General features: G+C 64.9%; 24 protein-coding genes. 15 read left to right on the top strand and 9 right to left on the bottom strand.

Annotated elements, in window-relative coordinates; genetic code table 11:
• Nucleotides 1–101 precede the first annotated feature (101 nt).
• The 3 genes from HWW87_RS20950 to HWW87_RS20940 are packed head-to-tail and all read right to left on the bottom strand — an operon-like array spanning nucleotide 102 to nucleotide 1,581.
• Complete coding sequence (locus HWW87_RS20950) at nucleotides 102–311, bottom strand: hypothetical protein (RefSeq protein WP_175821944.1); 210 nt, start codon at nucleotides 309–311, stop codon at nucleotides 102–104.
• Nucleotides 305–907, bottom strand: coding sequence for a helix-turn-helix transcriptional regulator (locus tag HWW87_RS20945; RefSeq protein ID WP_175821943.1), 603 nt, complete (start codon nucleotides 905–907; stop codon nucleotides 305–307). Before HWW87_RS20945 ends, HWW87_RS20950 begins: the two co-directional genes overlap by 7 nt.
• A gap of 35 nt (nucleotides 908–942) precedes the next feature.
• Nucleotides 943–1,581: a hypothetical protein gene (locus HWW87_RS20940; protein ID WP_175821942.1), complete on the bottom strand. Its 639-nt coding sequence runs from the start codon at nucleotides 1,579–1,581 to the stop codon at nucleotides 943–945.
• Nucleotides 1,582–1,926: 345 nt separating this feature from the next.
• Here HWW87_RS20940 and HWW87_RS20935 point away from each other — a divergent pair, with 345 nt between their 5' ends.
• Both HWW87_RS20935 and HWW87_RS20930 read left to right on the top strand, forming a co-directional pair.
• Nucleotides 1,927–3,330, top strand: coding sequence for a DUF308 domain-containing protein (locus HWW87_RS20935; protein ID WP_175821941.1), 1,404 nt, complete (start codon nucleotides 1,927–1,929; stop codon nucleotides 3,328–3,330).
• 94 nt (nucleotides 3,331–3,424) lie between these two features.
• The gene (locus HWW87_RS20930) at nucleotides 3,425–3,997 is read left to right on the top strand and encodes a hypothetical protein (protein ID WP_175821940.1); all 573 of its coding nucleotides are present in this window, start codon (nucleotides 3,425–3,427) and stop codon (nucleotides 3,995–3,997) included.
• Nucleotides 3,998–4,075: 78 nt separating this feature from the next.
• Here HWW87_RS20930 and HWW87_RS20925 read toward each other — a convergent pair whose 3' ends face one another.
• On the bottom strand, nucleotides 4,076–4,465 hold the full coding sequence (locus HWW87_RS20925; protein ID WP_175821939.1) for an OsmC family protein: 390 nt from the start codon (nucleotides 4,463–4,465) through the stop codon (nucleotides 4,076–4,078).
• A gap of 230 nt (nucleotides 4,466–4,695) precedes the next feature.
• Here HWW87_RS20925 and HWW87_RS20920 point away from each other — a divergent pair, with 230 nt between their 5' ends.
• Entirely contained in the window at nucleotides 4,696–5,427 is a 732-nt protein-coding gene (locus HWW87_RS20920) for a ribonuclease T2 (protein ID WP_027811744.1), read from the top strand.
• Nucleotides 5,428–5,572: 145 nt separating this feature from the next.
• Here the strand turns inward: HWW87_RS20920 and HWW87_RS20915 are convergent, their stop codons facing one another.
• Nucleotides 5,573–7,108 (bottom strand): FAD-dependent monooxygenase, encoded by a 1,536-nt coding sequence (locus HWW87_RS20915; protein WP_175821938.1) that lies wholly within the window; start codon nucleotides 7,106–7,108, stop codon nucleotides 5,573–5,575.
• Nucleotides 7,109–7,259: 151 nt separating this feature from the next.
• Here HWW87_RS20915 and HWW87_RS20910 point away from each other — a divergent pair, with 151 nt between their 5' ends.
• Nucleotides 7,260–7,934, top strand: a complete 675-nt coding sequence (locus tag HWW87_RS20910; RefSeq protein WP_175821937.1) for a TetR/AcrR family transcriptional regulator C-terminal domain-containing protein — start codon at nucleotides 7,260–7,262, stop codon at nucleotides 7,932–7,934.
• Nucleotides 7,935–7,981: 47 nt separating this feature from the next.
• On the opposite strand, the gene HWW87_RS20905 is transcribed toward HWW87_RS20910, so the two are convergent.
• Nucleotides 7,982–8,635 carry an isochorismatase family cysteine hydrolase gene (locus HWW87_RS20905; protein ID WP_175821936.1) on the bottom strand — a complete coding sequence of 218 codons (654 nt, stop codon included), beginning with the start codon at nucleotides 8,633–8,635 and terminating at the stop codon, nucleotides 7,982–7,984.
• A gap of 44 nt (nucleotides 8,636–8,679) precedes the next feature.
• Nucleotides 8,680–9,090 carry a helix-turn-helix domain-containing protein gene (locus HWW87_RS20900; protein WP_174430332.1) on the bottom strand — a complete coding sequence of 137 codons (411 nt, stop codon included), beginning with the start codon at nucleotides 9,088–9,090 and terminating at the stop codon, nucleotides 8,680–8,682.
• A gap of 260 nt (nucleotides 9,091–9,350) precedes the next feature.
• Between HWW87_RS20900 and HWW87_RS20895 the strand changes: the two genes are divergently transcribed.
• From HWW87_RS20895 to HWW87_RS20865, 7 genes are all read left to right on the top strand, one after another.
• Nucleotides 9,351–10,223 (top strand): NmrA family NAD(P)-binding protein, encoded by an 873-nt coding sequence (locus tag HWW87_RS20895; RefSeq protein ID WP_175821935.1) that lies wholly within the window; start codon nucleotides 9,351–9,353, stop codon nucleotides 10,221–10,223.
• 140 nt (nucleotides 10,224–10,363) lie between these two features.
• Entirely contained in the window at nucleotides 10,364–10,735 is a 372-nt protein-coding gene (locus HWW87_RS20890; RefSeq protein WP_175821934.1) for a DoxX family protein, read from the top strand.
• A 288-nt stretch (nucleotides 10,736–11,023) separates the two neighbouring features.
• The gene (locus HWW87_RS20885) at nucleotides 11,024–11,479 is read left to right on the top strand and encodes a GNAT family N-acetyltransferase (protein WP_174430335.1); all 456 of its coding nucleotides are present in this window, start codon (nucleotides 11,024–11,026) and stop codon (nucleotides 11,477–11,479) included.
• A gap of 119 nt (nucleotides 11,480–11,598) precedes the next feature.
• Nucleotides 11,599–12,081 (top strand): cupin domain-containing protein, encoded by a 483-nt coding sequence (locus tag HWW87_RS20880; RefSeq protein WP_175821933.1) that lies wholly within the window; start codon nucleotides 11,599–11,601, stop codon nucleotides 12,079–12,081.
• Nucleotides 12,082–12,438: 357 nt separating this feature from the next.
• A complete protein-coding gene (locus HWW87_RS20875) occupies nucleotides 12,439–12,888 on the top strand; it encodes a hypothetical protein (protein WP_175821932.1) in 450 nt (149 codons plus the stop codon).
• Between the two features lie 462 nt (nucleotides 12,889–13,350).
• Nucleotides 13,351–13,965 (top strand): ATP phosphoribosyltransferase regulatory subunit, encoded by a 615-nt coding sequence (locus HWW87_RS20870; protein WP_244107314.1) that lies wholly within the window; start codon nucleotides 13,351–13,353, stop codon nucleotides 13,963–13,965.
• A 537-nt stretch (nucleotides 13,966–14,502) separates the two neighbouring features.
• A complete protein-coding gene (locus tag HWW87_RS20865) occupies nucleotides 14,503–15,408 on the top strand; it encodes an SDR family oxidoreductase (RefSeq protein ID WP_175821931.1) in 906 nt (301 codons plus the stop codon).
• A gap of 232 nt (nucleotides 15,409–15,640) precedes the next feature.
• On the opposite strand, the gene HWW87_RS20860 is transcribed toward HWW87_RS20865, so the two are convergent.
• Nucleotides 15,641–16,555, bottom strand: coding sequence for a glutaminase (locus HWW87_RS20860; RefSeq protein WP_175821930.1), 915 nt, complete (start codon nucleotides 16,553–16,555; stop codon nucleotides 15,641–15,643).
• Nucleotides 16,556–16,774: 219 nt separating this feature from the next.
• On the opposite strand from HWW87_RS20860, the gene HWW87_RS20855 reads away from it, so the two are divergent.
• Together HWW87_RS20855 and HWW87_RS20850 are read left to right on the top strand one after the other, a co-directional pair.
• Nucleotides 16,775–17,485: a response regulator gene (locus tag HWW87_RS20855; RefSeq protein ID WP_006498855.1), complete on the top strand. Its 711-nt coding sequence runs from the start codon at nucleotides 16,775–16,777 to the stop codon at nucleotides 17,483–17,485.
• Nucleotides 17,486–17,549: 64 nt separating this feature from the next.
• On the top strand, nucleotides 17,550–18,680 hold the full coding sequence (locus HWW87_RS20850) for an ATP-binding protein (protein WP_175821929.1): 1,131 nt from the start codon (nucleotides 17,550–17,552) through the stop codon (nucleotides 18,678–18,680).
• A gap of 121 nt (nucleotides 18,681–18,801) precedes the next feature.
• On the opposite strand, the gene HWW87_RS20845 is transcribed toward HWW87_RS20850, so the two are convergent.
• Nucleotides 18,802–21,219, bottom strand: coding sequence for a patatin-like phospholipase family protein (locus tag HWW87_RS20845; RefSeq protein ID WP_175821928.1), 2,418 nt, complete (start codon nucleotides 21,217–21,219; stop codon nucleotides 18,802–18,804).
• A gap of 271 nt (nucleotides 21,220–21,490) precedes the next feature.
• Here HWW87_RS20845 and HWW87_RS20840 point away from each other — a divergent pair, with 271 nt between their 5' ends.
• Together HWW87_RS20840 and HWW87_RS20835 are read left to right on the top strand one after the other, a co-directional pair.
• Nucleotides 21,491–22,525, top strand: coding sequence for a rod shape-determining protein (locus HWW87_RS20840; RefSeq protein WP_174430342.1), 1,035 nt, complete (start codon nucleotides 21,491–21,493; stop codon nucleotides 22,523–22,525).
• Nucleotides 22,526–22,683: 158 nt separating this feature from the next.
• Complete coding sequence (locus HWW87_RS20835; RefSeq protein ID WP_175821927.1) at nucleotides 22,684–23,376, top strand: YdcF family protein; 693 nt, start codon at nucleotides 22,684–22,686, stop codon at nucleotides 23,374–23,376.
• The last annotated feature ends 474 nt before the right edge of the window (nucleotides 23,377–23,850 follow it).

The raw sequence follows: 23,850 nt of genomic DNA, 5'->3' as shown, positions 1-23,850 counted from the left end.
ACGCCGGCCGCGAGGGGTTCGTCCACGCATGAAATATGCGTGACGGAGGCGGGACAGGGCGCCACGGATTCGCTTGCCGATGATGGCGCGTTGCCGTGCGCTTACTTCAGCGTGAGTGCGATCCAGCAGAACAGGGTGACGAAGCCGATCTGGACAAGCACGATCAACCCGAATGCGCAGGGGCGGTCGCGGCGTGCGACGCGCTTGCCGCCGGCGTTGGCGACACCCGAGCGTAGCGCGACCAGTACACCGGTACCGATATAGAGAACAAGCGCACCGAGCAAAAGCTCTTGCACGATCAGCTTCAACATGCGGTACGTTCCCGGATTGTGATGCCATTCACGGTGTCGTCGAGCGTTTCCACGAGTCGCACGGCCGAGCCGTCCGACAGCGTCATCCGCGTCCACCGGCACCGGCTGCCGCGAATCGGCACGACGCGCGACGCATTCGCGCCGGTGTCGAACTCGACGCTTGGCGGCCCCGCGCGGTCGTGCCAGCCGAGCGGGTCGAGCGCGGCTTCCATGCGGACGATTTCCGGGGGCGCGTAGCGCCACAGCGACGTGCCGAGCAGCGTCGAAAGCGGCTGCGAGAACTCGGCCGCGCGGGCCGGCGAACTGGCAAGCAGGCGGTGCGTGAGGTCGCACACGAGATGCATGCGGCCCGCGCTGCCGGCGATCAGCCGCGCGAGGGCGTGGTCGCCCGCCGAATCGATGCGCGCGGCGAGCAGCCGTTCGGCCGTCGCGCGCTCGTCGGGCGACATTTGCTGGAGGCCGGCCTCCCAGCGCGAGATCGTCGATTGTGCGACGCCGAACAGTTCGGCCGCATGGCTTTGCTTCACGCGGTGCAGCGCGCGCCAGCGCTTGAGTTGAGGGCCGAGCGGCGGCGTATGAAGCGGTGAGGCGGTCATGGCGATGCTCCTGTGCGGCCGTACCGTGCGCGCCGTTACATGATCCGGATGCCGCCGTTTGCCTGGATCGCGATTACCGCGAACGGCACGAGCACGATGCCGCCCAGCACGAGTACGCCATCGGCGGCCACCGTGATCGGCGTCGCGAGAATCCGCAGACCCATGCCGACGACGGACGGCGATTCCTTGATGTAGACCGAGTACGGGCGGTTGAACGGTTGCGCGGCCGCCTTGTCCTTCTCGACGAAGCCCTCGGTCGAGTAGCGCTTGCCGTCGATGTCGCCTTCGAGCACGAGGCCGGCCGGCTCGCTGGCGAAGCCGTCGGCGGAGGCGGCCCGTCGATCGTCGTCCGAAGCGTCTTTCGGCAGCACGATCCGGTAATGCCCGGTGACGCTGCCGCCGCTCGCATGAAAGCCCTCGAATGTCGTGCGTACCGATTTCCGGTAGCCGGACAGCAGTACCGGCCGCAATTGGGCCGGCAGATCGAAGATGTAATGGTAGCGCGTGCCGAGGACGACCAGTTTCTTGCCGTCTTCGGTCATCATGAATGCGGATACGTATTCGCTGTAGGCGTCGTTCTTGTACAGCTTCGGCGTGAAACAGCCCGACAGTGCGAGGCTGCTCGCGGCGACGCCGGCGGCCAGCAGGCGCCGGCGCGTGATGGATGTGCTCATTTCTTGTTGTCCCGTCTGTGCGGTTCGGTTTGGTTTGGTGGCTTTCGCCCTCGGAAGCCGGATTCTCGCGTATCCGCCGCACGTTGTCGAACCCGAAATCTGCCGTGGCAGCGGGCGGCCGGGCCCGTCCGCGCCCGTCGAAAACGTTTTCGCGAGGCTTTCAACCGGCCCCGCCATATCTTATTATTCGGCCAGAGCGGCGCGTGCCGGCCGCCATCGATCATGTCGACGACATGACGCGCCGGCAACGATGACCGCCTTCCGGCCGGCGCGTCGCCCGACGCGCGGTCGCCACGACAGGGAGCGCGAGGCCGCGCGTTTCCCAAAAAAAGACACGAGGGCGCAATGGTACGACTGGTGTTGCTGCTGCTGGGCATCGAATATCTGCGGACCCGCTGGCGCGGGCTGACCGTGCTCGGCTGGCTGTGGGTCGCCGCGGGCGTCGGCATTTTCGTCGACGCGCTCGACGGCGCGCTGCATTTCCCGATCGAGCTGTTCGCGTGGCTGTTCCTGATCGAGGGGCTCGCGACGCTCGCGGTGGCCGGCAGCGGGGTCGGCGGGCAACGCGTCCTGCGCTACGTGAAAGGTATCGCGGTCGTGGTGGCCGCGGGGCTCGTGTTCGCCGGCCATCATCACGGCCACTTCCTGCTGTCGATGATCTTCGGCACGCTGTTTCTCGTCGACGGGCTGTTGCAATGCACGTCCGCGTGGATGGTGCGCTATCGCCGCTGGAACGTCGCGTTCGCGTGGGGCGTCGTCGAGATCCTGCTGGCGATCTTCTTCTTCCAGCCGTACCCGACGCACTATGCGGGCACCGTACCGTACTGCCTCGGCCTGCTGCTGATGTTCGGCGGGATGCACATGCTGAGCCTCGCCGCACGCGTGCGGCGGCTGACGCGCAACCCGGCGTTCGCGACATCGCCCGCGCCGGCGCTTGCGCCGGATCTCGACGATGCACCGGACCTGCCGCCGTTCGCGCAATCCGAGTGGGACGGCCCGCCGGCCGACGGCGAGCGGGCGCTCACCGTGCACGTGTGGACGCCGACCGGCACGTCGAAGGCCGAAGCGCACCGCTATCCGGTGATCGACCGCTATATCGCGGCGGTGGACGTCAACGGTGTGATCTCGACCGGCCATGCGGCGCTGGAATCGCCGGAGGGCATCTACATCAGCCTGTATCCGGGTGTCGAAATCGATCGTTCTCCGGACGAATTCACGCGCATCCTGCGCGCGACGCGCGAGAACGACGTGCCGGGCCTGTTCCAGCCCGACTATGCGACCGAGTCGAAAGCGTGGTGCCCGTCGACCGTGCGCGTGCGCATCCGCAACTACGATCCGGCCAAGCTCGATGCGTTCTGGTCGTCGTACCGGCAGAACACGACGTACAACCTCACGCACCGCAACTGCTCGAGCACCGTGTCGAATGCACTCGAGGCCGCGCTCGACGGCGCGGTGTGGCGGCTGAAGGGCGCGCGGGCCGGGTGGGGCGCGTTCGTGCGGCTGCTGCTTACGCCCGAGCTGTGGGTGGCCGCACAGATCCGCAAGCGCGCGGTGACGATGGCGTGGACGCCCGGGCTCACGCTCGACTATGCGCGCGCGCTCAGCATGCTCGCCGATCCGCGTCCGTTCGCGTGGTGGAAGGTCGCGCGCTCGGCGGTGAGCGCGATCATGGCGTCGCGCCGCGCGTGGCGCGAGCAGGACAGCGCGGCGCTGTCGCCCGGCGGCTCGGAGGCGGCGTCGATGAAGTGAAACGCGTGGCGCCGGACGCGGGCCCGGCGTCACAAGGGGCGTCTCCGCGCGGCCCGGCGATCTTGCCTGCCATCAGCACCCACGGACGACAACAATGAACAAGACGAGAGCGTTCCGCATCCTGATTCCCGCCGCGCTGACGCTGGCGAGCGCCGGCCTCGCGCAGGCGGGCACGGACGAAGTGCCGCGCATGAGCAACGACGTGTACCGGATGTCGGTGTCGTTCTGCTCGAACGTCGCGGCCGCCGAGAAGATCGCGTGCCAGGGCGACATGATCGCCTCGGGCAGCCGGATCGTCGCGGCGATCGGCGGCCTGCCGCCGGCTTCCGCCACGGCGATCGACGAAGGCGCGCGCAACAAGCTGCCGCCGGAGGAGCGCGACGGGCTCGCGCCCGTCGAGCCGGCCCCGATCGACAAGGACGACGTTCTGGCCGGCCTCGCCGGCATGGTGCGCCTTTGCGACGTGTACGAATCCGGGCCGGCGTCGCGTGCGCGGCACCACGCGGCGCTGCAGCAGAAGGCGCCCGATGTCGCACCGCGTGTCGAGGCGTTGCTGGCCGATGCGTCGACGGCGGCGCGCCAGCGCGTCAGCGTCGGCGTGTGGCAGATTCTCGCGCTCGAGGGCCCCGAAGCGTCGGCACGCGCGTGCACGCAGCTCGGCGCCTGAGCGATCACGTGCGGTAAGCGCATGCCGTTCGACCATCGACGCACTGGCGTCGACAATGCGACGTCCGTGGCGATCAGCTCAGTCGTGCGCGATCGTGGCCGGCCCGATCCGTATCGGCTTGCCCAGCGTGCGGGTGACCGGCGACGCGCTTACCGCGTCATTGACGAGTGTTTGCTGCGCTTCCGACAGCGGCGCCGCGAAGCGCACCGTGATGTCGAAACCGGTTTCGCGATCGAGGCGTTCGATGGCGACGTCTACCGTACAGGTTGGCAGCGTCACGCCCGCCCGCTCCGCAGCCAGGTCGACCGACAGGCAGACGCAGGCCGCGAGCGCGCTTTCGAGCAGTTCGTGCGGCCGCATGCCGGCGTCGCCGCCCTTGCCATCCTTGTGCGTGTCCGAGCGCACGAGGCTGCGCCCGTTCCCGATCTCGACGCAGTACGGTTGGCCCAGCCGCGTGGCCGTCACCATGGGGATGCTCCGTTGCAGGATGAAAGTGGCGACAGCGTATGCCGGTGTCGCATGCGGAGGAAGGCAATCACCGGTACCGGTACCAGCCGTAACAGGGTCGGCGGCGCCCCGCGAATTCTTTCGTGCACCTTCACATTCGTGCCACGTTGCGGCAGCAACAATCGCGGGCAGACATTCGACAACCTTGCGGCGCATCCCGCGCCCGCAAGCCTTTTCCGAGGAAACACGCCATGCTCAAGACGCTCGCCCGCGCCGCTGCCGCACTCGCCGTCGCTTCCGTTTCACTGCACGCCGCCGCGCAGACCAGCTACGACTACCTGTTGCTCGCCGCATCGTGGGAGCCCGGCTTCTGCGCGTCGCACGACACACCGGAATGCACGAACCTCGCCGGCTCGTATGCGGCGACGAGCCTGTCGCTGCACGGGCTGTGGCCGAACCGCTACGACGGCAACCAGCCGTTCTACTGCGGCGTGCCGCAGAACGACATCGACCTCGACAACGCGCACCAGTGGTGCAGCATGGACGCGTACCCGATCAGCAGCGCGACGCGCAACACGTTGTCGACGTACATGCCGGGTGTTGCTTCGTGTCTCGACAAGCACGAGTGGTTCAAGCACGGTACCTGTTCGAATTCGGCGACGCCCGATGCTTACTGGAACCAGGCGTCGGGCATGATCAGCCGGTTGGGCAACACGTCGTTCAACGCGTTCCTGCAAGCGAACGCGGGCAAGACGGTCACGCGTAACCAGTTGCTGTCGGCGTTCGAAGGCGCGTTCGGCAGCAACACGCGCAGCGCGGTGTCGCTGAAATGCACGAAGACGAATGGCGTGAGCTACTTCACCGAAGCGTGGATCGCGGTGAAGACGAATGCAACCACGCAGTTTCCGAGCGCGGCGTCGCTCGTGACGGACGGCAATACGCAGGGCACGTGCCCGACGTCGGGTGTGTTTATCGCGAAGTGAGGGGGCGCGGCTGACGTGCGCGATATCGCGCACGTCGCGGGCGGTCTGGGCATTCGAGGATGTCCGGTGTGTCGTTGAAAGCGCACATGCAGGTTTGTCTGTCGGTCGCCGATACACATCCGTTTCCTGCGTCGGACGGCTGCGCTCAACGCGCCGCGGACGGCACGCCGAACCATCGCGTTGCCGCATGCGTGGCTGCGTCGATGTTCACGTCCACGTCCGCATCGTCCTCGCAGGCCCATGCGACGAAGCCATCAGGGCGCACGAGCACCGCGCGCAATCCGAGCCGGTCCTTCGCGTCGCTCGCGATATAGGCGATCCGGTCGCGCCAGCGGGTTGCCAGCACCCGAAGCGATTGGTTCACATCGAAGTCCAGCAGCACGCCCTTGCCGTGCCTGACGTGTTCGCCGAGCCGCGTGCCGTCGGCCAGTTCGAAGTCGGGAACGCCGTGGCCCACGAGCGGATGGCCGCCGCCGAGATCGTACGCGAGCGACACGCCCCACACGCGTTCGGCGAAGTACGTTGCGCCGTCGCGCGTGTCGACGAGATTGCGAACGATCGCTGCGAGCGCGCGCGAACTCGGGGACGGCCGCATCAGCGCGACCTGCGCACGCGACCAGTCGAGCACGCGTGCGCCCACGGGATGCCGTTCGTCCGTGTAGCTGTCGAGCAGCCGGTCCGGCGCGTCGCCGCGGATCGTCGCGGCCAGCTTCCAGCCGAGATTCATCGCATCGCCGAGCCCGAGATTGAGCCCTTGGCCGCCGAGCGGCGAGTGAATGTGCGCGGCATCGCCCGCGAGCAGCACGCGGCCGTTGCGGTATGTCGACGCCTGGTACGCGCGATCGGTCCACGTGGTGGCGAGCCGGAGCGCGGTCAACGTGACGCCGGTGCCGGACACGCGGCGCAGCACGGCCTGCGCATGCTCGAGCGTCACCGGTCCGCTCCGGTGGAATGCGCCGCCGTCAAACTCGACCAGCGCGACGGTCCCAGGCGGCGTGTATGTGTACATCCCGGCCGCCGTGTAATGACGGCCCGGCAGCAGCGCGCCCGGCTCGGCGAGTTCGGCTTCGATCGAGTAGCCGGTGAACTCGGCGTCGGTGCCGCCGAACGCGAAGCCGCCGGCCTTGCGAACCGCGCTGCGGCCGCCGTCGCAGCCGACGAGCCAGCGTGCGTGGAATGTCTCGTCGCCTGCGCACAGCGTGACTCCATCGTCCGACTGATCGAAGCCTTCGACGGCAAGGCCGCGCCGGATCTCGACGCCCGTTGCGTACGCCCGAGCGGTCAGCACGGATTCGATCCGCGCCATGTCGGTCGCCATGTGCGTGCCGGCCGGGCCGGGCAGGCGGTACGGCCACTGCGATGCATCGACGTCGTCGTGAAAGAACTGGATGCCGGCGAAATGACCGGCCGGCCGACGCGATTGCTGCATCCAGTGCGCGGTGTCCTTTGCGCGGGACGGCAGCGCGATGCCGTCGAGCAAGCCGCGACGGTAGAGCGCATCGATGGTCGGCGCGGACAGGCCGCGCATGCCGAACGGGAGATGCTTCAGCGGAGATTCCGGATCGTCCGCCTGCTCGACCACCAGCACGGACGCACCGGCGAGGCGTAATTCGCAGGCAAGAAACAGGCCGACAGGGCCGGCTCCGGCAATCACGACATCGTGGGTCACGGGCAGATTCATCGGGTGGCTCGGTTTCGGGCCAAGGCGGCCGGTGTGATCGAAAGCGAGAGGCGGTACCCGCGGGCATCGCACTCAGTTCGGAAAATAAATGGAACATTGTTCCATTGGCGAGATATTGGAACGCTGTTCCAGATGTGTCAAGCTAGCGCGCATGAAAACCAGCAACCGGACCGAGCGGCGTGCGGACGCGCTGTCGAAAGAGCGGATCGTCGAGGCCGCGATCGGGATCCTCGACCATTCAGGCGAGGGTGCGCTGACGTTTCGCGCGCTCGCCGCGCACCTGGCGACCGGAAGCGGCGCGATCTACTGGCATGTCGCCGACAAGCACGACCTGCTCGCGGCGGCCGCGGATCAAGTGATCGCGGCTGCGCTGACGGACGTGCCGACGGAGCGTGACGGCGATGCGGCGGAAGCGATCCGGCGCGTCGCGCTATGCCTGTTCGACGCGTTCAGCGCGCATCCGTGGGTGGGGGCGCAGTTGTTCCGTGAGCCGTGGCAGCAGGCGGTGCTGAGGATCCTGGAGCGGGTCGGCGGTCAGCTTCAGGCGTTGGGCGTGCCCGAGCCTGCGCAATTCGACGCGGCGTCGGCGCTGATGCACTACATCTTCGGGCTGGCCGGCCAGTATGCGGCCGGCGCGCGGCTGCTTCCGCGCGAGGCAGGGCAGCCGGAGATCGTCGCGACCGTTGCCGAGCGGTGGGCGCAGCTCGAACCGGCGCAGTACCCGTTCGTGCGCAAGGTGGCGGCGCAACTGGCCGCGCACGACGAGCGCGCGCAGTTCCTGGCCGGCATCGACCTCATTCTGGCGGGGATTGGGGCGGCCCGGTAAACAGTCGTCGGGCGGACGGTTCCGGGCGGCGGTGCGGTCGGCCGTTGTTACGCCAGCAGCCGCAACGCATCCGCGAGCGACAGCACCGTCGTGCGCGATTCGAACGCGGTGGCGAACAGATGCTCGTGGACCACCGGGTCCGGGTCGTAGCAGCAATCCTTGACCGTGTAGAGGCGGAAATCGGCGTCGCTCGCGTGGGCGATCGACGACAGCATCACGCCCGTTGACGCGATGCCGACCATGATCAGCGAATCGACGCCCTGTGCGATGAGCCGCGCCTGCAGATCGGTGCCGAAGAATACGCTCGCGCGGTGGGCGATGATCAGCGGTTCGTCGGGCTGCCTGGCCAGTTCGGGGCACGGGGCGTCGTCGATGAAGAGACCGAGTTGCTTGATGCCCTGACCGTTCTTGTTGAGCGGGCTGACTTCCGGGTAGCCGGGGCTGAAGCGGAGATTCGCGAACCAGACGCCGATGCCGGCAGCGCGTGCCGCGTCGCATAGCCGGCGTGTATTGGACAGCAATTCAGGCGCGACCGACGGGAACAGGCCGAGGATGTCGGTCTGGTAATGCATGACGAGCAGCGCGGTTTTCGAGGGCGCGATGGGGGGAATCGGCGCGGCCATGCCTTGAGCGCGTGCGTTGTCGTCATGGGTAGGTGAGCGGGTGGCCATTTCGATATCCGGTGCGTTTTCCTCGTTCATGAACGACGTTCTCCAATAGCTCGGACAATTTTGCGGGGGGTGCCTTATCGGGCGAGTGCACCGTCAAAGCGGACACGCGCGGCATGGATGTCTGAATAACTTCGATCGGCCCAATCGACGAGGGCCGCCATCGGGTCCAGCAGAGATTGGCCGAGCGGGGCCAGACGATATTCGACGCTCGGCGGCTTGGTGGGAAAAACATGACGCGTGACGAGTCCGTCGCGCTCCAGATCGCGGAGTGTCTGAGTCAGCATGCGCTTGGAAATGTCTGGGACGGACCGGCGAAGCTCGCTGAAGCGCTGCGATCGTGTCGCCAGCTCCATGATCATGAGCATGCTCCATTTGTCGCCGATGCGGTCGAGCACGTCGCGGACCGCGCAGTGGGCGGGCTGGGCGTCGCGTGACTGACGTTGATATTGGCCGAATCTGTCGATCGCATTCTGTGCAGTGCTCATTCGGGTTCCCTTCAACTCTTCAGGTAACAAAAAACTGCCTCCTTACGGTGCGAGGCGCGGGTCTCTATGATAGGCCTGCCCTCGAACATAGACCGTTCTTCACGGGGTTCTCATGCCGGTCCCCTGTTTCCCTGCTTTCGATATTCAGGCGTCGGCGGACACCCAGGTCGCCATGGATTGAAGGCGCTGCCGCGGCTTTTTCCGGGGGTCAAGTGTCGGTTATCGATGCTCGAAGGCAATACTGATTTCAGGAGAAACACATGTTTTTGGTAACAGGAATAACAGGACGCGTCGGCGGTGCAACGGCCCGACATCTGTTGGCGCGAGCCAGGAAAGTACGTGCGCTGGTCCGTGATCGCAACAAGGCCGCGCACTGGGCGGATCAGGGCGTGGAACTGGTCGACGGCGACTGGAACGACGCGGCCGCAGTCGAGCGGGCGCTCGAAGGGGTCGAAGGTGCATTTGTCATGCTGCCCGGTGTCTGGGCCCCGTCGCCTGATTTCAACGAAGCAAGGAGCGTGATCGCGAACTACGTCGAGGCGCTGACCAAGGCCGCACCGGCGCGGGTGGTCGCGCTCTCGTCGATGGGCGCGAACAGAACCAGCGGGGTGGGATTGATCACGGCCCTGTCACTTCTGGAGCAAGGACTTCGCGACCTGACATTGCCGATTGCCTATGTGCGAGCCGGCGGTTTTTTCGATAACTTCCTTTACGGCTTGCACGTCGCCCAGGGCGGCACGCTGCCCGTCTACTACGACCCGACGAGCCGCAAATCGACCATGGTCGCAACCGACGATATCGGCGCCGAGGTGGCGACGCTGCTGACCGGGCCGGCTTGGTCCGGGCATCGCGTCGTCGAGCTGGGCTCGATGTTCAGCGCGGATGAAGTCGCGGCCCAACTCGGCGAAGTCATGCAGCGCGACGTCAAGGCCTTTGCTATTCCCCGGGCCGGGTGGGCGGCGGCATTTGAACAGTTCGGTGTCCCGAAGGGCCGGACCGGGGCGGCCGAAGCAATGTTCGATGCCGTCAACGCGGGATGGATGGACCTCGGCGTCGAGGGTACGGAGCACGTCGCGGGCACGACGTCCGCTCGCGACGTCTTTGCGGCGGCCCACAAGGCCGCCAACACATGAATCGGGGCAGTCACATCGAGAACGGGGGCGCGTAGGCCGCCTTTTCGAGCCGCGGCAGTCAGCGGTGATCGGCCGGCTCGTCGACGAGCCGGCCACACGGGTCTTCGGCGGCGCGTGGATCTGACTAGGAGAAAGGACGAATGTCCAAGATGTCGTGGCGCCAGGTATTGCCTTTGTTGCTGGCCGCTTTTTTCGTCGCGGGATCGCTCAGCAATATCGTCGCCCCGCGATCCATCATCGACGAATACCTGAAGTGGGGATATCCGCCCGGGTTTCATTTCGTGACCGGTTCGCTGGAACTCATGACCGCCTTCCTGCTGGCGCGAGCGCGGACGCGACTGTGGGGTTCGGTGCTCGGCTGCACCGTGATGCTGGCTGCGCTCGCGACCGTCACGCTCCACGGCGAATACGGGCATGGCGTGGCGCCGCTTGTCGCGGCGACACTGTCGGGTGTTGTCGGCTGGATTGCCTGGCACGAGCGGTTCGCTGTCAGTTCCGGGGCAAGGGCCTGAGCGTTACGCGGCACTCAAGCGCTTGAAGGCATGCTGAAAGTGCTGTTGGCGATCCGTTGTCGATTTCAAATCCCGTTGCGCCAGAGGAGGCACGCCTGACTTCGATACACCGGCTGAGCGCTTTCATCCATTCGTTGCATCGACGGGTTGAATCCGCAGCCAATTTGAGACGTTCGACAGTTCAGGAAAGGTCATTGACAATCTGCGAATGTGCCCCGGTCAGCGGCCGTCGTCGATTACGCGTCCATCCATTAGCTAGCGCTTTTTGTTTCCTGTGCTTACTCAGCCATGACTATAGCTTTCGAATCCCCTGATCAACCGGACGTGATCGCCCTCATCGCCGATTTGGACACCTACCAAGATACGCTGTATCCGCCCGAGAGCAGGCACGCTCTCGACCTCGCATCGTTGAAGCAACCGAATGTCCTATTTGCCGTCGCGCGGGACGCTGAGGGCCAGGCGATCGGCTGTGGAGCGATAGTTGTCGGCCCGAAATTTGGCGAACTCAAACGAATGTACGTAAGCCCTTGCGGCCGAGGGCAAGGCATCGCCAGGCAACTCATCGCTGTGCTTGAGTCACGGGCCATAGATCTTGGCTGCAGGTTGCTCAAACTTGAAACGGGCCCATACCAACCTGAGGCGCTGGCTTTGTACGCTTCAGTAGGCTATGAGCGCCGGGGGGCGTTTGGAGACTACACGGACGATCCATTGAGTGTGTTCATGCAGAAACGTATTGCGGCCTGAATGTTCATGCTGAATGCCTGCTAACGAGAGGGCCGCAGGGCGGCTCAAGGGCGGTTGTTGCCGATAGCCGAATTCTGTAAGCCGCTATCATGGACGTTCCTCTTAAAGGAGAACACCCGATGAGCCGGCCAGATTTCATCAAACACTGGACTGAACTCGAAGAGCCGGATGCGCATTCCTATCGCGGCGATACCGAGCCAATGGCGCTCGACGCGCCGCTTTCAGCCGCACTCGGCATTACGCGTATTGGAATCCATCATGTCAGACTTCTGCCCGGACGACGGACGTCATATCCACACGCCGAAAGTACCGAGCAGGAGTTTGTGTACGTGCTCGAAGGCAAGCCCGATGTATGGATCGACGGCGTGCTTCACCCCATTGCCGAGGGCGATTCCGTCGCGTTTCCGGCCGGCACCGGAATTTGTCACACCTTCATCAACAATACGAAGGACGAAGTCAGGTTGATGGTGATCGGCGAGCGTCCTCGCGACGACAACCGCATTCGTTACCCGCTCAACGAAGCGTACGAACTTACCCGCGCGGACCGATGGGCGGACTGGCCCGACAGACCGCTCGGGGACCATAACGGGATACCGGACTGACGCTCATGCGGAAGACCGTATCGGCCGACCACCTGTCAGCGACGATATCCCGGCGAGTGACCGCTGTACTTTGCGGATTCAACCCGTCGATGCAACGAATGGATGAAATCGCTCAGCCGGTGTATCGAAGCTGGCGCGTGCTGCCATTGCACAGAATGAGTCGCATTTGACTTTTGCGCCTCAAAAAATCGACTGTTCCATATAAGTCGTCAACCATTCGAGCGCCAACGTGCTGCAACTCCAGCAACCAACCATGTCATCCCGGCGCGGTCGCTCAATAAGGTTGTATCGTTCGTCGACAATCGATCCTGTCGCGTTGGCTGCACCGCTTGATTTGCCTATTCTCTGCCATCTACCATGACCACTATTTACGATGCCATCGTCTGGTTACAGTCGAATATCAGCGCGAAGCAATTTCCCATCGTCGAATTTTCTGCCGACACCGACATGGCGACCATGGGATGGGTGTCCTTAACGAGCACAGATCGACCGGAAATCGTCGTTACGCAGGTAACGGCAGACGAGTTTCACGCAATCGCAGAAGGTACGGACGGTTATCTTGCTGTTGAACACCGGGTAAACGCCGCGCTTAAGCGGTCTGATCTCAAGTGCTCATGGCTGGCGTGTGTTGAAGAAGTCGGCTCGAGCGTCGCCGGCGGGTCGTTTCAGGGGTTCCGGGAAGCGTATCGACCGCCAAAAGTGTCTTTTCGAGACATTCTTCACAGTGACTCGCTGGCGCATGAGGTCAGTCGTACGACTCGCTCCGAGTTCGAGCATAACGGTGGAAAAGTCATTGTTCTCCGGTGACCCAACCCGGTGCGGCGCCGCATACTATAAACGTCTGCTTCCGACGATATCGGCTGATTGCTTCGCGCCGATCTGCGCGGGTCACGCGTCACTGGGCGGCATCCGGCCGCGTTCGGGCCAGAATCGGTCAGTCGGCAACAGAGGATAAATCGTCGACGATCTTTAGCCGTGCGACTCGTTTAGGTCCTTAAGATCACGTCGTGGCCCCCGAGACATATGGATCGGTTCACAAATCAAAATTAATGTGCCAATATGAACCGCATGGAACTCCGTAACGTCCCGAACCAGTCTCGTCATCATCACGGTCGTCACCCGATGCGCCGTGGTTCGTTACGTCCATAGCAGGACATTCGGGATTGCAGCTCCCCCTTCCTGTACAAACGACCAAGGCGCCTACGGCGCCTTTTTTATTTTTTACCCCGAGGAGGACTCTCATGACCATGATTCGCGGAACACGCTTCATTGTTGGCAAGGAAGCCGCGCAAATTCGCGCTCTGGAAACCCAATTCCGGAGCTATCTTCATTAACGTCGGAGCAGAGGAGGCGATTGTCCCGGCGTTGTGGTCGCAAGATACATTCATTCAAAAAGCCGGGGGCAGCGAGATCATCGGCCAGATGTGGGCCTTTCCCGATAAGAAGGGACGCGCTTGCTGCCTGATTCCCGAGGCAACGGCACTGTTCCAGGAGCGATGCAGCGAGCTGCTGGGCCGACAACGGGAGCGGATGTTGTTTTATATCGCTCGATGCTACCGCTATGAACGCCCTCAAGCCGGTCGCTACCGCGAATTCTCCCAGCTAGGATTCGAGTATCTATGCCCCGACCCGGAATCCGCGGTCAAACGCAGCCAGGAGGTAGCGATCGGCTTTTTCGATTTACTCGGCCTTCGCTATGAAATCGACGATTCGGCCCGCAGAGGCCTCAGCTACTATCTGAACGGTCGGGGCTTCGAAATGCGCTGTACCGAACTTGGAGCACAACAGCAAGTGGTGGGTGGCGGCGCCTATCAGGAGGGAGCCGGTTTCGGCATCGGCGCTGAACGACTATTGCTGGCGATGACCGCTCAGGGGCTCGTATAGCGAAGTCCAATGCCGACGCGGCTTGCGGCTCGGGACAGTCGCAAGCTCCATATCACCGGCTACACGTAGTCAAGCGATGGCACGAACGTCCGCTTTCCGCAATCTCATTGCAATGAATGAGTTGTGCCCAACTTCGCCCCCTCAAAAAATCGACCGCCCCGTATAAGTCGTCAACCACTCCAGCGCCAGCGTCCCTGCGCTACGAATATATAAACTCGCATGTGATTCCATCGGTACCGACGGACGGGCGAGTGCCGTGCTGCCTTCGACGACCGAGTTCGGCTCCTTGCGGTCGGTAAGGCACGTCGGGATGGGTTGCCTAAGCAGCCGAAAATTTACACCGGTGAGTTTACTTTTCGTCAAGAAAACTACACTATACGGTGTACTTCACCAAAGTAATCCCTGCGGGTCCACCCGGACCGGCCGACACCAGACCCATTTCTCGGCTGCACGTGCCTTGTCGGCTGAAGCTGAATGCCTGCCAGCTGTCCGCGTCCGAGCCCGGCTTTATCGAATGAAATCATAGGAGAAACGCGAATGTACAAACCTCTTGATCAGCGGGGGCGCCGTATTGTCATTACCGGAGCCAATAGCGGCACCGGCAAGGAGGCGACTAGGCGATTGGTGGCGGCTGGTGCCGACGTCATCATGGCGGTACGCAGCGAGTCGAAAGGCGATGCCGCCCGCCGGGATATACGCAAGGAGTTTCCAGGGGCATCGATTGACGTCCGCACGTTGGATCTCTCCAGCCTCGCGAGTGTGAGGAATTTTGGTCGCCAGTTGCTCGAGGAGGGACGCCCTCTCGACGTGCTCGTAAACAACGCGGGGATCATGATGCCGCCGACCCGTGTACTGAGCTCCGACGGATTCGAGCTACAGTTTGCGACCAATTTCCTAGGCCACTTCGCACTGACCAATCTGCTGTTGCCGCTTCTGCTTGAAGCGAAGTCTCCTCGCGTCGCCACGATGACAAGCAGCGCCGCAATTGGTGCCACAATCAATTTCGACGACCTTCAAGGCGAAAGGTCGTACAAGCCCATGACGGCGTACGCGCAGTCCAAGCTAGCCTGCCTGCTGTTGGCAAATCGATTGGCAGAAATTGCGCGTGAGCGTGGCTGGCCCCTGCTCAGTACGAGTGCCCATCCAGGCCATACGCGCACCAATCTTCAGACGAGCGGTCCGAATATGGGTACTGATTCAACCCGCAAGAGGCTATCGTTCCGACTTGTACCGTCCATGGACGTGGAATGGGCCACGGACTCGCTCTTGCACGCGGCAGTCGATCCGACAGCGACTCAGGGCGCATTCTACGGCCCACGTTTTCTGCTCGTCGGGAACTCGCACGTTGCCAAACAGCCCCGCTCCGCCAAGAGCGCGGATTCGATTCGCCTGTGGCAAGTAGCAGAAGCATTGACGGCGACGAGTCCACCGCAGGTGGGATGAGCACGCGCTGCGCGGCCAGCCAATCCTCGCAGTGAATTCTGTGCTACTTGGCGGTCGCTCGCGAAAGAGGGGGCGTGATTGTGGGCGATTGGATCAATCCGCGGCTACGCCGTCGACTGGCCGAGATGGGTCGATTGCTGCCGATGGCCGAATTTCCCATTGAGCGCTCTGGCGCGCGCCGACAGGAATCTGCCGCCGTCGCGCGACATGAGGCATGCTTGACTTCGACGCTTCAAAAGATCGAGCGCCCCGAATAGGTCGTCAACCATTCAAGAGCCCTGGTCCCCGCCAACGAATTCCCGTTCGCATCCAGCCCCGGCGCCCACACGCACACGGCCATCTCCCCCGGCAGCACCGCAACGATCCCGCCGCCGACGCCGCTCTTCGCCGGCAGCCCGACCCGATACACGAAATCGCCGGCCGCATCGTAGGTGCCGCAGGTCAGCATCAGCGCCGACAGCCGCTTCGCGGAACTCGAATCGACGATCCGCTCGCCGGTCACTGGCGCGACGCCGCCGTTCGCAAGAAACAGCGCGGCGGTGGCAAGTTCGACGCAGTTCATCTCGATCGCGCACTGCCGGCAATACGCGTCGATCACCGTATCGGGCGGCATCTGCATGTTGCCGAAGCTCGCCATGAAGTGCGCCATCGCACGGTTGCGCTCCGCATGCTGCAACTCCGACGTCGCGACGCGCGAGTCGTAGTCGATGTCGTTCGCGCCGATCAGCCGTCGCACGAATTCGACGAGCGCCGTCTCGGCCTTCACGAAGCGGCGGCACAGCACGTCGGTGACGACCAGCGCGCCCGCGTTGATGAACGGATTGCGCGGCTTGCCGCGCTCGCTTTCGAGCTGGACCAGCGAATTGAACGCGGTGCCGGACGGTTCGCGGCCGACCCGTTCCCACAGTTCGTCGCCCAGCAGCTGGAACGCGAGCGTGCACGCGAACAGCTTCGAGATGCTCTGGATCGAGAAGCGCTCGTGCGCATCGCCGACCGTGTAAACGTTTCCATCGAGCGTCACGACGGCCATCCCGAACTTGTCGGCGGGCACTTTCGCGAGTTCGGGAATGTAGTCGGCTACCCGGCCCTGGCCAATCCAGGGGGCGAGTTCGGTGTGGATGCGTTCAAGAATCGATTGGTAATTCATCACGTCAGGCAGGGTAGAGGCACGGCCGGATTCCGGCGAGCCCGTATGGAACCGTCCCGGCGCCGATTCGTCAAGCGCGGCCGGAATCGCGCCCTTATTTTCAAGACCGGCAAACAGGCGAGCGGCGGGCGCAGTATCATGCGGTACGTTTCGGCCGAGGGCCGGCGTCCGGCACCGGCCGGCGCCGCCGCGGCTTCCCCGATGATCCGACCGCCGCCCATGTCTTTTCGCATCCTGCTCGTCGAAGACGACACCCGCCTGTCCACGCTGATCGCCGGCTACCTGCGCAAGAACGACTATGAAGTCGACACTGTGCTGCATGGTGACGCCGCGGTGCCGGCGATCCTGTCCATTCGTCCCGATCTCGTCATCCTCGACGTGAACCTGCCGGGCAAGGACGGCTTCGAAATCTGCCGCGAGGCACGCAAGCAGTACGACGGCGTGATCATCATGGTGACGGCGCGCGACGAGCCGTTCGACGAGCTGCTCGGCCTCGAATTCGGCGCGGACGACTACGTGCACAAGCCGGTCGAGCCGCGCATCCTGCTCGCGCGGATCAAGGCGCAACTGCGCCGCGCGCCCGCGCGCGCGGCCGAGAGCACCGCGCCGCAGCCGGAGCGCTACGCATTCGGCAAGTTCTCGATCGACCGCACCGACCGCACCGTCGTGCTGCCCGACGGCAGCACGCCCGACCTGACGTCGGCCGAATTCGACCTGCTGTGGGCGCTCGTATGTCATGCGGGCGAAGTCGTCAGCCGCGACGATCTGATGCTGCAGCTGCGCGGCGTCGAATTCGACGGTCTCGACCGCACGATCGACGGGCGCATCTCGAAGCTGCGCCGCAAGCTGCGCGACGACGCGAGCAACCCGCAGCGGATCAAGACGATCCGCAGCAAGGGTTATCAATTCAGCAAGCACGCGTGGGAATGACGCCGCCGTCGCGCGACGCCGTCACGTTCCGCGCGGGCATTCCGTTCGCCGGCCGGGAGCCGCGATGATCCGACGCACCCGTTCGCACCCCGATGCACCGCCGCTGCCGACGCTGCGCTACGTCAAATGGCGCTGGCTGCATTTCCGCCGCGCGTGGACCGATACGCGCGCCGACCGCATTCCGAGCTGGTCGCGCCTGTACGTGCGCACCTACCTGCATCTGCTCGGCCTCGTCTTGCTGACCGCGCTGGTGCCCGCGCTCGCGCTGTGCGTCGAATTGTCGCCGCAGGTCGTGTGGCATGCGTTCGACTCGCTGCCGGGCGACATCTGGATCGTGCTCGCGTTCGTGTTCGCCGCGCCCGCGCTCGCCGCGTACCGGTGGATGCGGCCGGTCTGGTCGGATCTGGTGATGGTGCGCGAGCGTGCGATCGATTTCACCGGCGGGCGCTTCAACACGCGCGCGCGCGAATCGCACAGCGTGATCATCGGCCCGCTCGCGCGCACGCTGAATGCGCTCGCGATGCGCATGGAGCGGCTGATCGCCGCGCAGCGCGATCTGACGAACGGGATCTCGCACGAACTGCGCACGCCGCTCGCGCGCGTGCGTTTCGCGCTCGAAATGCTGCGCGAACCGGGTTCGGCCGCCGAATACCAGGGCGCGCTCGAGAGCATCGCGCAGGACGTGACCGAGCTCGAGGAGCTGATCGACATGAGCCTCACGTATGCCCGGCTCGAATACAGCTCGCTGCAGTCGAACCTCGAGATGACCGCGCCCGTCGCGTGGTTCGAGCACCAGGTGAACGACGCGCAACTGCTGTATCCGGACCGTGCGATCGAGTCGCGCATCGCGATCGGGCCGGATTTGCGCGTGAAGATGGACCGGCGGCTGATGTCGTATGCGATGCGCAACCTGTTGCGCAACGCGAGCAAGTACGCGAAATCGCGGATCGTCGTCGGGATCTCGCTCGTGCACGGCAACATCGGGATCTTCGTCGAGGACGACGGCCCCGGCGTGCCCGAGAGCGAGCGCGAACGGATCTTCGACGCGTTCGTGCGCCTCGACCGCCGCACCGGCGGCTACGGGCTCGGCCTGTCGATCACGCGGCAGGTGCTCCACGCGCACAACGGCCGGATCGCGGTCGTCGATCCGGTCGAGCTCGGCGGCGCGCGGTTCGAGATCAGCTGGCCGGTCTAGCGACAGGCCGAGCGGGGCGCGACCCGCGACAGCCGCGGTCGCGATGGCTGCCGATTTCTGCCAGGAGAACACGCAGGCGCGACCGCAACACGGATGCCGCCGAAGCGGCATCCGCGCATGCTCAGTAGGTGCGGCCGAGCTGCAGGTAGAAGTTGCGTCGGCCGCCGGGCGCGAGCGCCACGCCGATGTAGACGGGCCCGAACGCGGTCGACAGGCTCGTGAAGAACGTATAGCTCTGCTTGAGCGTGCCGCCGCCGATCTTCTCGCCGGCCGCCCACACGTTGCCGAGTTCCGCGCTGGCGCCGATCGACAGTGCCTTGATCGGCGACGCGTTGAACGTCATCAACTGGTTCATGTAAGTCACGTTGCCGTATGCGAGCTCGTTGCCGTTCAACTGGTCGGCCGCATAGGCGGCCAGATGCTGGAAGCCGCCGAGCGTGAAGTTGAATGCGTTGATCAGGTTGGTGCCGCCGATGCTCTTGCCGCCTTCGATCGTCGCGCTGACGCTGTGCCGGCCGAACTGTTGCGCGATCATCGCCTTGCCGTAGATCTCCGTGTACGGCGTGTTGGAGATCGCATCGTCGAATTCCTGCGCCGACTGGCTGTTGTGCGACAGCAGCGAGCGTTCGACGCGGAATTCGGTGTAGTAGCCGTGACGCGGGAACGTCGGATCGTCGAGCTGATCGATGACGAGCCGTGCACGGGCGATGAGCGCCTGCGACGTGAAGCTCGGCCACAGGAGCGTCGAGCTGCTGCCGTCGTCGGCCTGGAACGGCAGGTTGTAGTTCGGTGAGCCATGCCCGGTTGCGTAGCCGAGGCCGATCCGGAAGTCACCGAGACGCCCGATCGGCAAGCCGAAGTCGAGCCCGGCGCGCGCCGTCTGCATCAGGTACTGGTTCAGCTTCACGTCATTGCTGTTGTCGTACAGGTTCGCATAGCGACGCTGGTATTCCGCGTATGGCGACAGGTACACGCCATACGCGGTCGACAGCGGCTGGCGCAATTCGACGCGTGCCGATTGCAGGTCGCTGCCGATCGTCGTGTCCGCGCGGAATTCGAGCCCCGATTCGGTGAGCCACGGCCGCCGGTAGCCGACGTGCAGGCGGAAGCCGCCCTCGTCGGTCGAACTGCTCGACATGCCGAGCCCGAACAGCAGGAAGTTGGGCCCCCAGTACTTCTCGCGCGCGTCGATCTCGAGCACGTTGTCGTCGCCGCGGCTCACGATCTGCTGCGTGACGCTCTCGAAGTTGCCGCCCGTCGTGAGCCCGAGCAGATCCTGGCTGACGGTCTTCGGATCGTAGATGTCGCCGGGTTTCACGTGCAGCGCGTTGCTGACGACGCGCTTCGGCACGCCGCCGCTGGTCTTGATGTCGATGCGCGTGATCCGGATCGGCGGCGGCAGCGGCTGCGCGTGCGCGGACTGGTAGGCCGCGTACTGTTCCGGCGTGAGCGCGAAACGCCGCAGCTTCGGCAGCGCCGCGGTCGCGGCGGCCGCGCCGGCGGCGATCGCCTGCTTCGCGTTCTGGAAATCGGTGAACGCGAGCGCGCCGAGGTCCGGTGTGAGCAGCACGTCCTGCGCGTCGAGCTGCTTGCGCTGCGCGGTCACGTTCTGGCGGATCAGGATGCCGACCATCTGCTGCATCACGTCGGCAGGCGACGCGAGCGCGTCGAGCGGGCGCAGTTGTGAGCCGATGTCGACGGCGATCACGATGTTCGCACCCATCTGCCGCGCGGTGTCGACGGGCAGGTTGCTGACGAGGCCGCCGTCCACGAGCGCGCGCCCGTTGATCTCGGCCGGCGCGAACAGGCCCGGCATCGCCATGCTCGCGCGAATCGCGAGCGGCAGCGAGCCGTGGTCGAGCACGACCATCTGGCCGGTCTGCAGGTCGGTCGCGACCGCGCGATACGGGATCGGCAGGTGGTCGAACGGCTGGTTGGTCGGCACGGCGGCCGTCCAGTTCGCGAGCAGCGCCTGCAGCCGGTTGCCCTGTACGAGGCCGACCGGCGCCTTGACGCCTTTCTTGCCGAAGCCGAGCGTCAGCCCGTTGATATACAGGCGTTCGTCTTCCCGGCTGGTTTGCGGCAGGTCCGCGCGGTCCGTCACGTCGAACGCGATATCCGCCAGGTTGACCTCCGACAGCCGCTTTTGCATCTCGTCGGCCGCCATCCCGCTCGCGTACAGGCCGCCGACCACGGCGCCCATGCTGGTGCCTGCGATGCAGTCGATCGGGATCCGGTTGTCCTCCAGCACTTTCAGGACACCGAGGTGTGCGTAGCCGCGCGCGCCGCCGCCGGACAGCACGAGGCCGATCGACGGCCGGCCGGCCGGGCCGCCGTCGGCCGCGCAGGTGTGCGCCGACGCAGCGGGTGCGGTGGGCGCGGCGGCAGCCGGCGCGTCGGCGGCAGGGGCAGCGGTCCGGGCGGCGGCGGATTCGGTGGCAGGCAGCGGTTGCGCGGCGACCGTGCAGCACCAGAAGGCAACGAGCGTCGTGCAGAGCGGGCGCACCGGCGCCCAGCGGAAGAAAACGGTCGCTGTCATGGTGAACATACCTGGCGTGATCGTGCGTCTGAGGCCTGCCGGAAGCAGGCAAGACCGAGAGATTACCGTGTTTTACAGGCCCGACGCGAGAGGCCGTTGCGTAGCCGGACGTGCCCGAAACGCCACATTCGGCAATTTCGTCGCGAAAAAATCATGGGAATTGCCTAAAGTATCGGAACGATTTGCCGCTAAGCTCGTGATGGGGCGGCACGGACGCGCGGCAAAAAGTGCGGCGCGGCTGTCCCGGCCCGTTCCCTCACCAAGGTTTGATATGTCGACACCGTTGTTCGGAAAGTTGTTTGCGCAACCCGTTGCGATCGACCCGGGAACGGCAAGTACGCAGATCTATACGCACGAACGCGGTGTGGTGCTGAACCAACCGTCGGTCGTCTGCTTCCGCAAGGGCGGCGCGAGCGACGCGCGGCCGACGCTCGAGGCCGTCGGCGAGCTCGCGAAGGCGCTGCTCGGCCGCGAACCGGGGCATCTCGAATCCGTGCGGCCCATGCGCCACGGCGTGATCGCGGACGCGCACGCGGCCGAACAGATGATCCGCAGCTTCATCGACATGTCGCGCACCCGCTCGCGCTTCGGCCGCCGCGTCGAGGTCACGTTGTGCGTGCCGTCCGACGCGACGGCCGTCGAGCGCCGCGCGATCCGCGAGGCCGCGTTCGCGGCCGGCGTATCGGAGGTCGAACTGATCGAGGAATCGCTGGCGGCCGGGCTCGGCGCGGGTTTGCCGGTGACCGAGCCGGTCGGCTCGATGGTCATCGACATCGGCGGCGGGACGACCGAAGTCGCGGTCATCGCGCTCGGCGGCATCGTGTACCGTGAGGCGATCCGCGTCGGCGGCAGCCAGTTCGACGCGGCGATCGTCAACCACGTCCGCAACCTGTACGGCGTGCTGCTCGGCGAGCAGACGGCCGAGCACGTGAAGAAGACGATCGGCTCGGCCACCAGCGCGGTGCCGCGCACGTCGACCCGCGCCGTCGGCCGCAGCATCGGCGACGGCCTGCCGCGTTCGGTCGAACTGTCCAATCACGACGTCGCCGACGCGCTGGCCGCGCCGCTCAAGCAGGTGATCGGCGCGGTCAAGTCGGTGCTGGAAAACGCGCCGGCCGAACTCGTGACCGATATCGCGAATCGCGGCGTGGTGCTCACCGGCGGCGGCGCGCTGCTCGCCGATCTCGAACGCCTGCTGTACGACGAGACCGGGCTGGTCGCGCGGATCGCCGACGAGCCGGCCACCTGCGCGGTGCGCGGCGCCGGCGAGGCGATGGGGCGGCTCGCGATGTGCCCGGCCGATTGAGCCAGGGTGGTGCCGGCCGGGCGCCGCTGTGCGGCGCAGGCTTCACATTCTTTCTATCTCCGTGTTGCCGGGCCGCTCGGCCGGCATCGATCCATCGCATGGACAGGCGCGGGCGCGCCGTGCTAGCGTGACGCGCCCGTTCGGGGCCGGGTCGGCCGATGCGCCCGACGACACCTGAGAGACCACCTACCTTGAAATATCGAACCAAACGGGGCTTCGCGGCCCGGGCAGGCCGCGTGCTGGCCGTCGTCGCGTGCGTCTGGGTCGCGGCGGCGGCCGCGATCGTCGTCCATGGCATGCGGATGCCGAGCGACCCGGCGGACGTCGCCGTGATCTTCGGCAACGCGCTCGACGAAACCGGCGCGCCGAAGCCCGTGCTCGCGGCGCGGCTCGATGTCGGCGTGCGTTGTTACCGTGCAGGGCAGTGCCCGGCGTTTCTGGTCAGCGGCGCGATCGACGGCCCCGGGCTGAACGAGGCGACGGCCATGCGCGACTACCTCGTGGAGTGCGGCGTGCCGGCGGACCGGATTGCCGTCGACGACCAGGGCGACAACACGCTCGCGACCGCGCAGCACACGCTTGCCTACCTGCACGCGCATCGCGTGTCGCGCGTGCTGATCGTCAGCCAGTATTACCACCTTGCGCGGGCGCGCCTCGCGTTCGAGCGCGTCGGCATTGCGCGGTCGAACATCTCCGCCGCGTATCCGCGCCGCTTTCAGTGGCGCGATGTCTATTCGAGCTGGCGCGAGGTGCCGGCCTACGCGGTGTATGCGGTGCGGTTGTGGGTGAATCCCGATGCGCGGCCGGTTTCGTTTCGGCCGATGCTTTATCTGATGAGCCTGTTTTCGTGACGTGGCGGCCCCGGGAGCGCACGCTTCCGGTGTGGGTGGTTTCGTTGTTTTCTCCGGGTTCCGGTCGCCTCATGCCGGCTGCGCGAACATCATTGGCACCGGACAAACGATAACGATTCGCGTTGTAAATCCTTGCAAGGCGACAAATCTAAGCGATTTCGCTGGACGCTCAAAAATTCGGATTCGTCCGCTTGTTAAGCGGGTGCTGATTATCCGCATTGACGATTCATCACGGTAAAAATATTGCGTTGCAAGATCCGTGCGTATTGGATCAAAGCCATATATCAGCGTTTTCACGGATGCGGCACATCCGATATCTTTGCGAAAAAACAAAATAAGCCGGCGAAAAACGTGCTGGCTACCGTGATCGAGCGCTCCTCCCGCTGAGTAAAAAGTACATGTTCGTCGACTCCTGATCCGGTGGGGAAACATCGACTGGAAAACGGTTTGAGTTTGATATAGCCTTGTCTGATA

This window comes from Burkholderia sp. BCC0419 (assembly GCF_902830285.1).
Lineage (GTDB): Bacteria > Pseudomonadota > Gammaproteobacteria > Burkholderiales > Burkholderiaceae > Burkholderia.
This window is presented reverse-complemented; position numbering and strand designations above follow the sequence as displayed.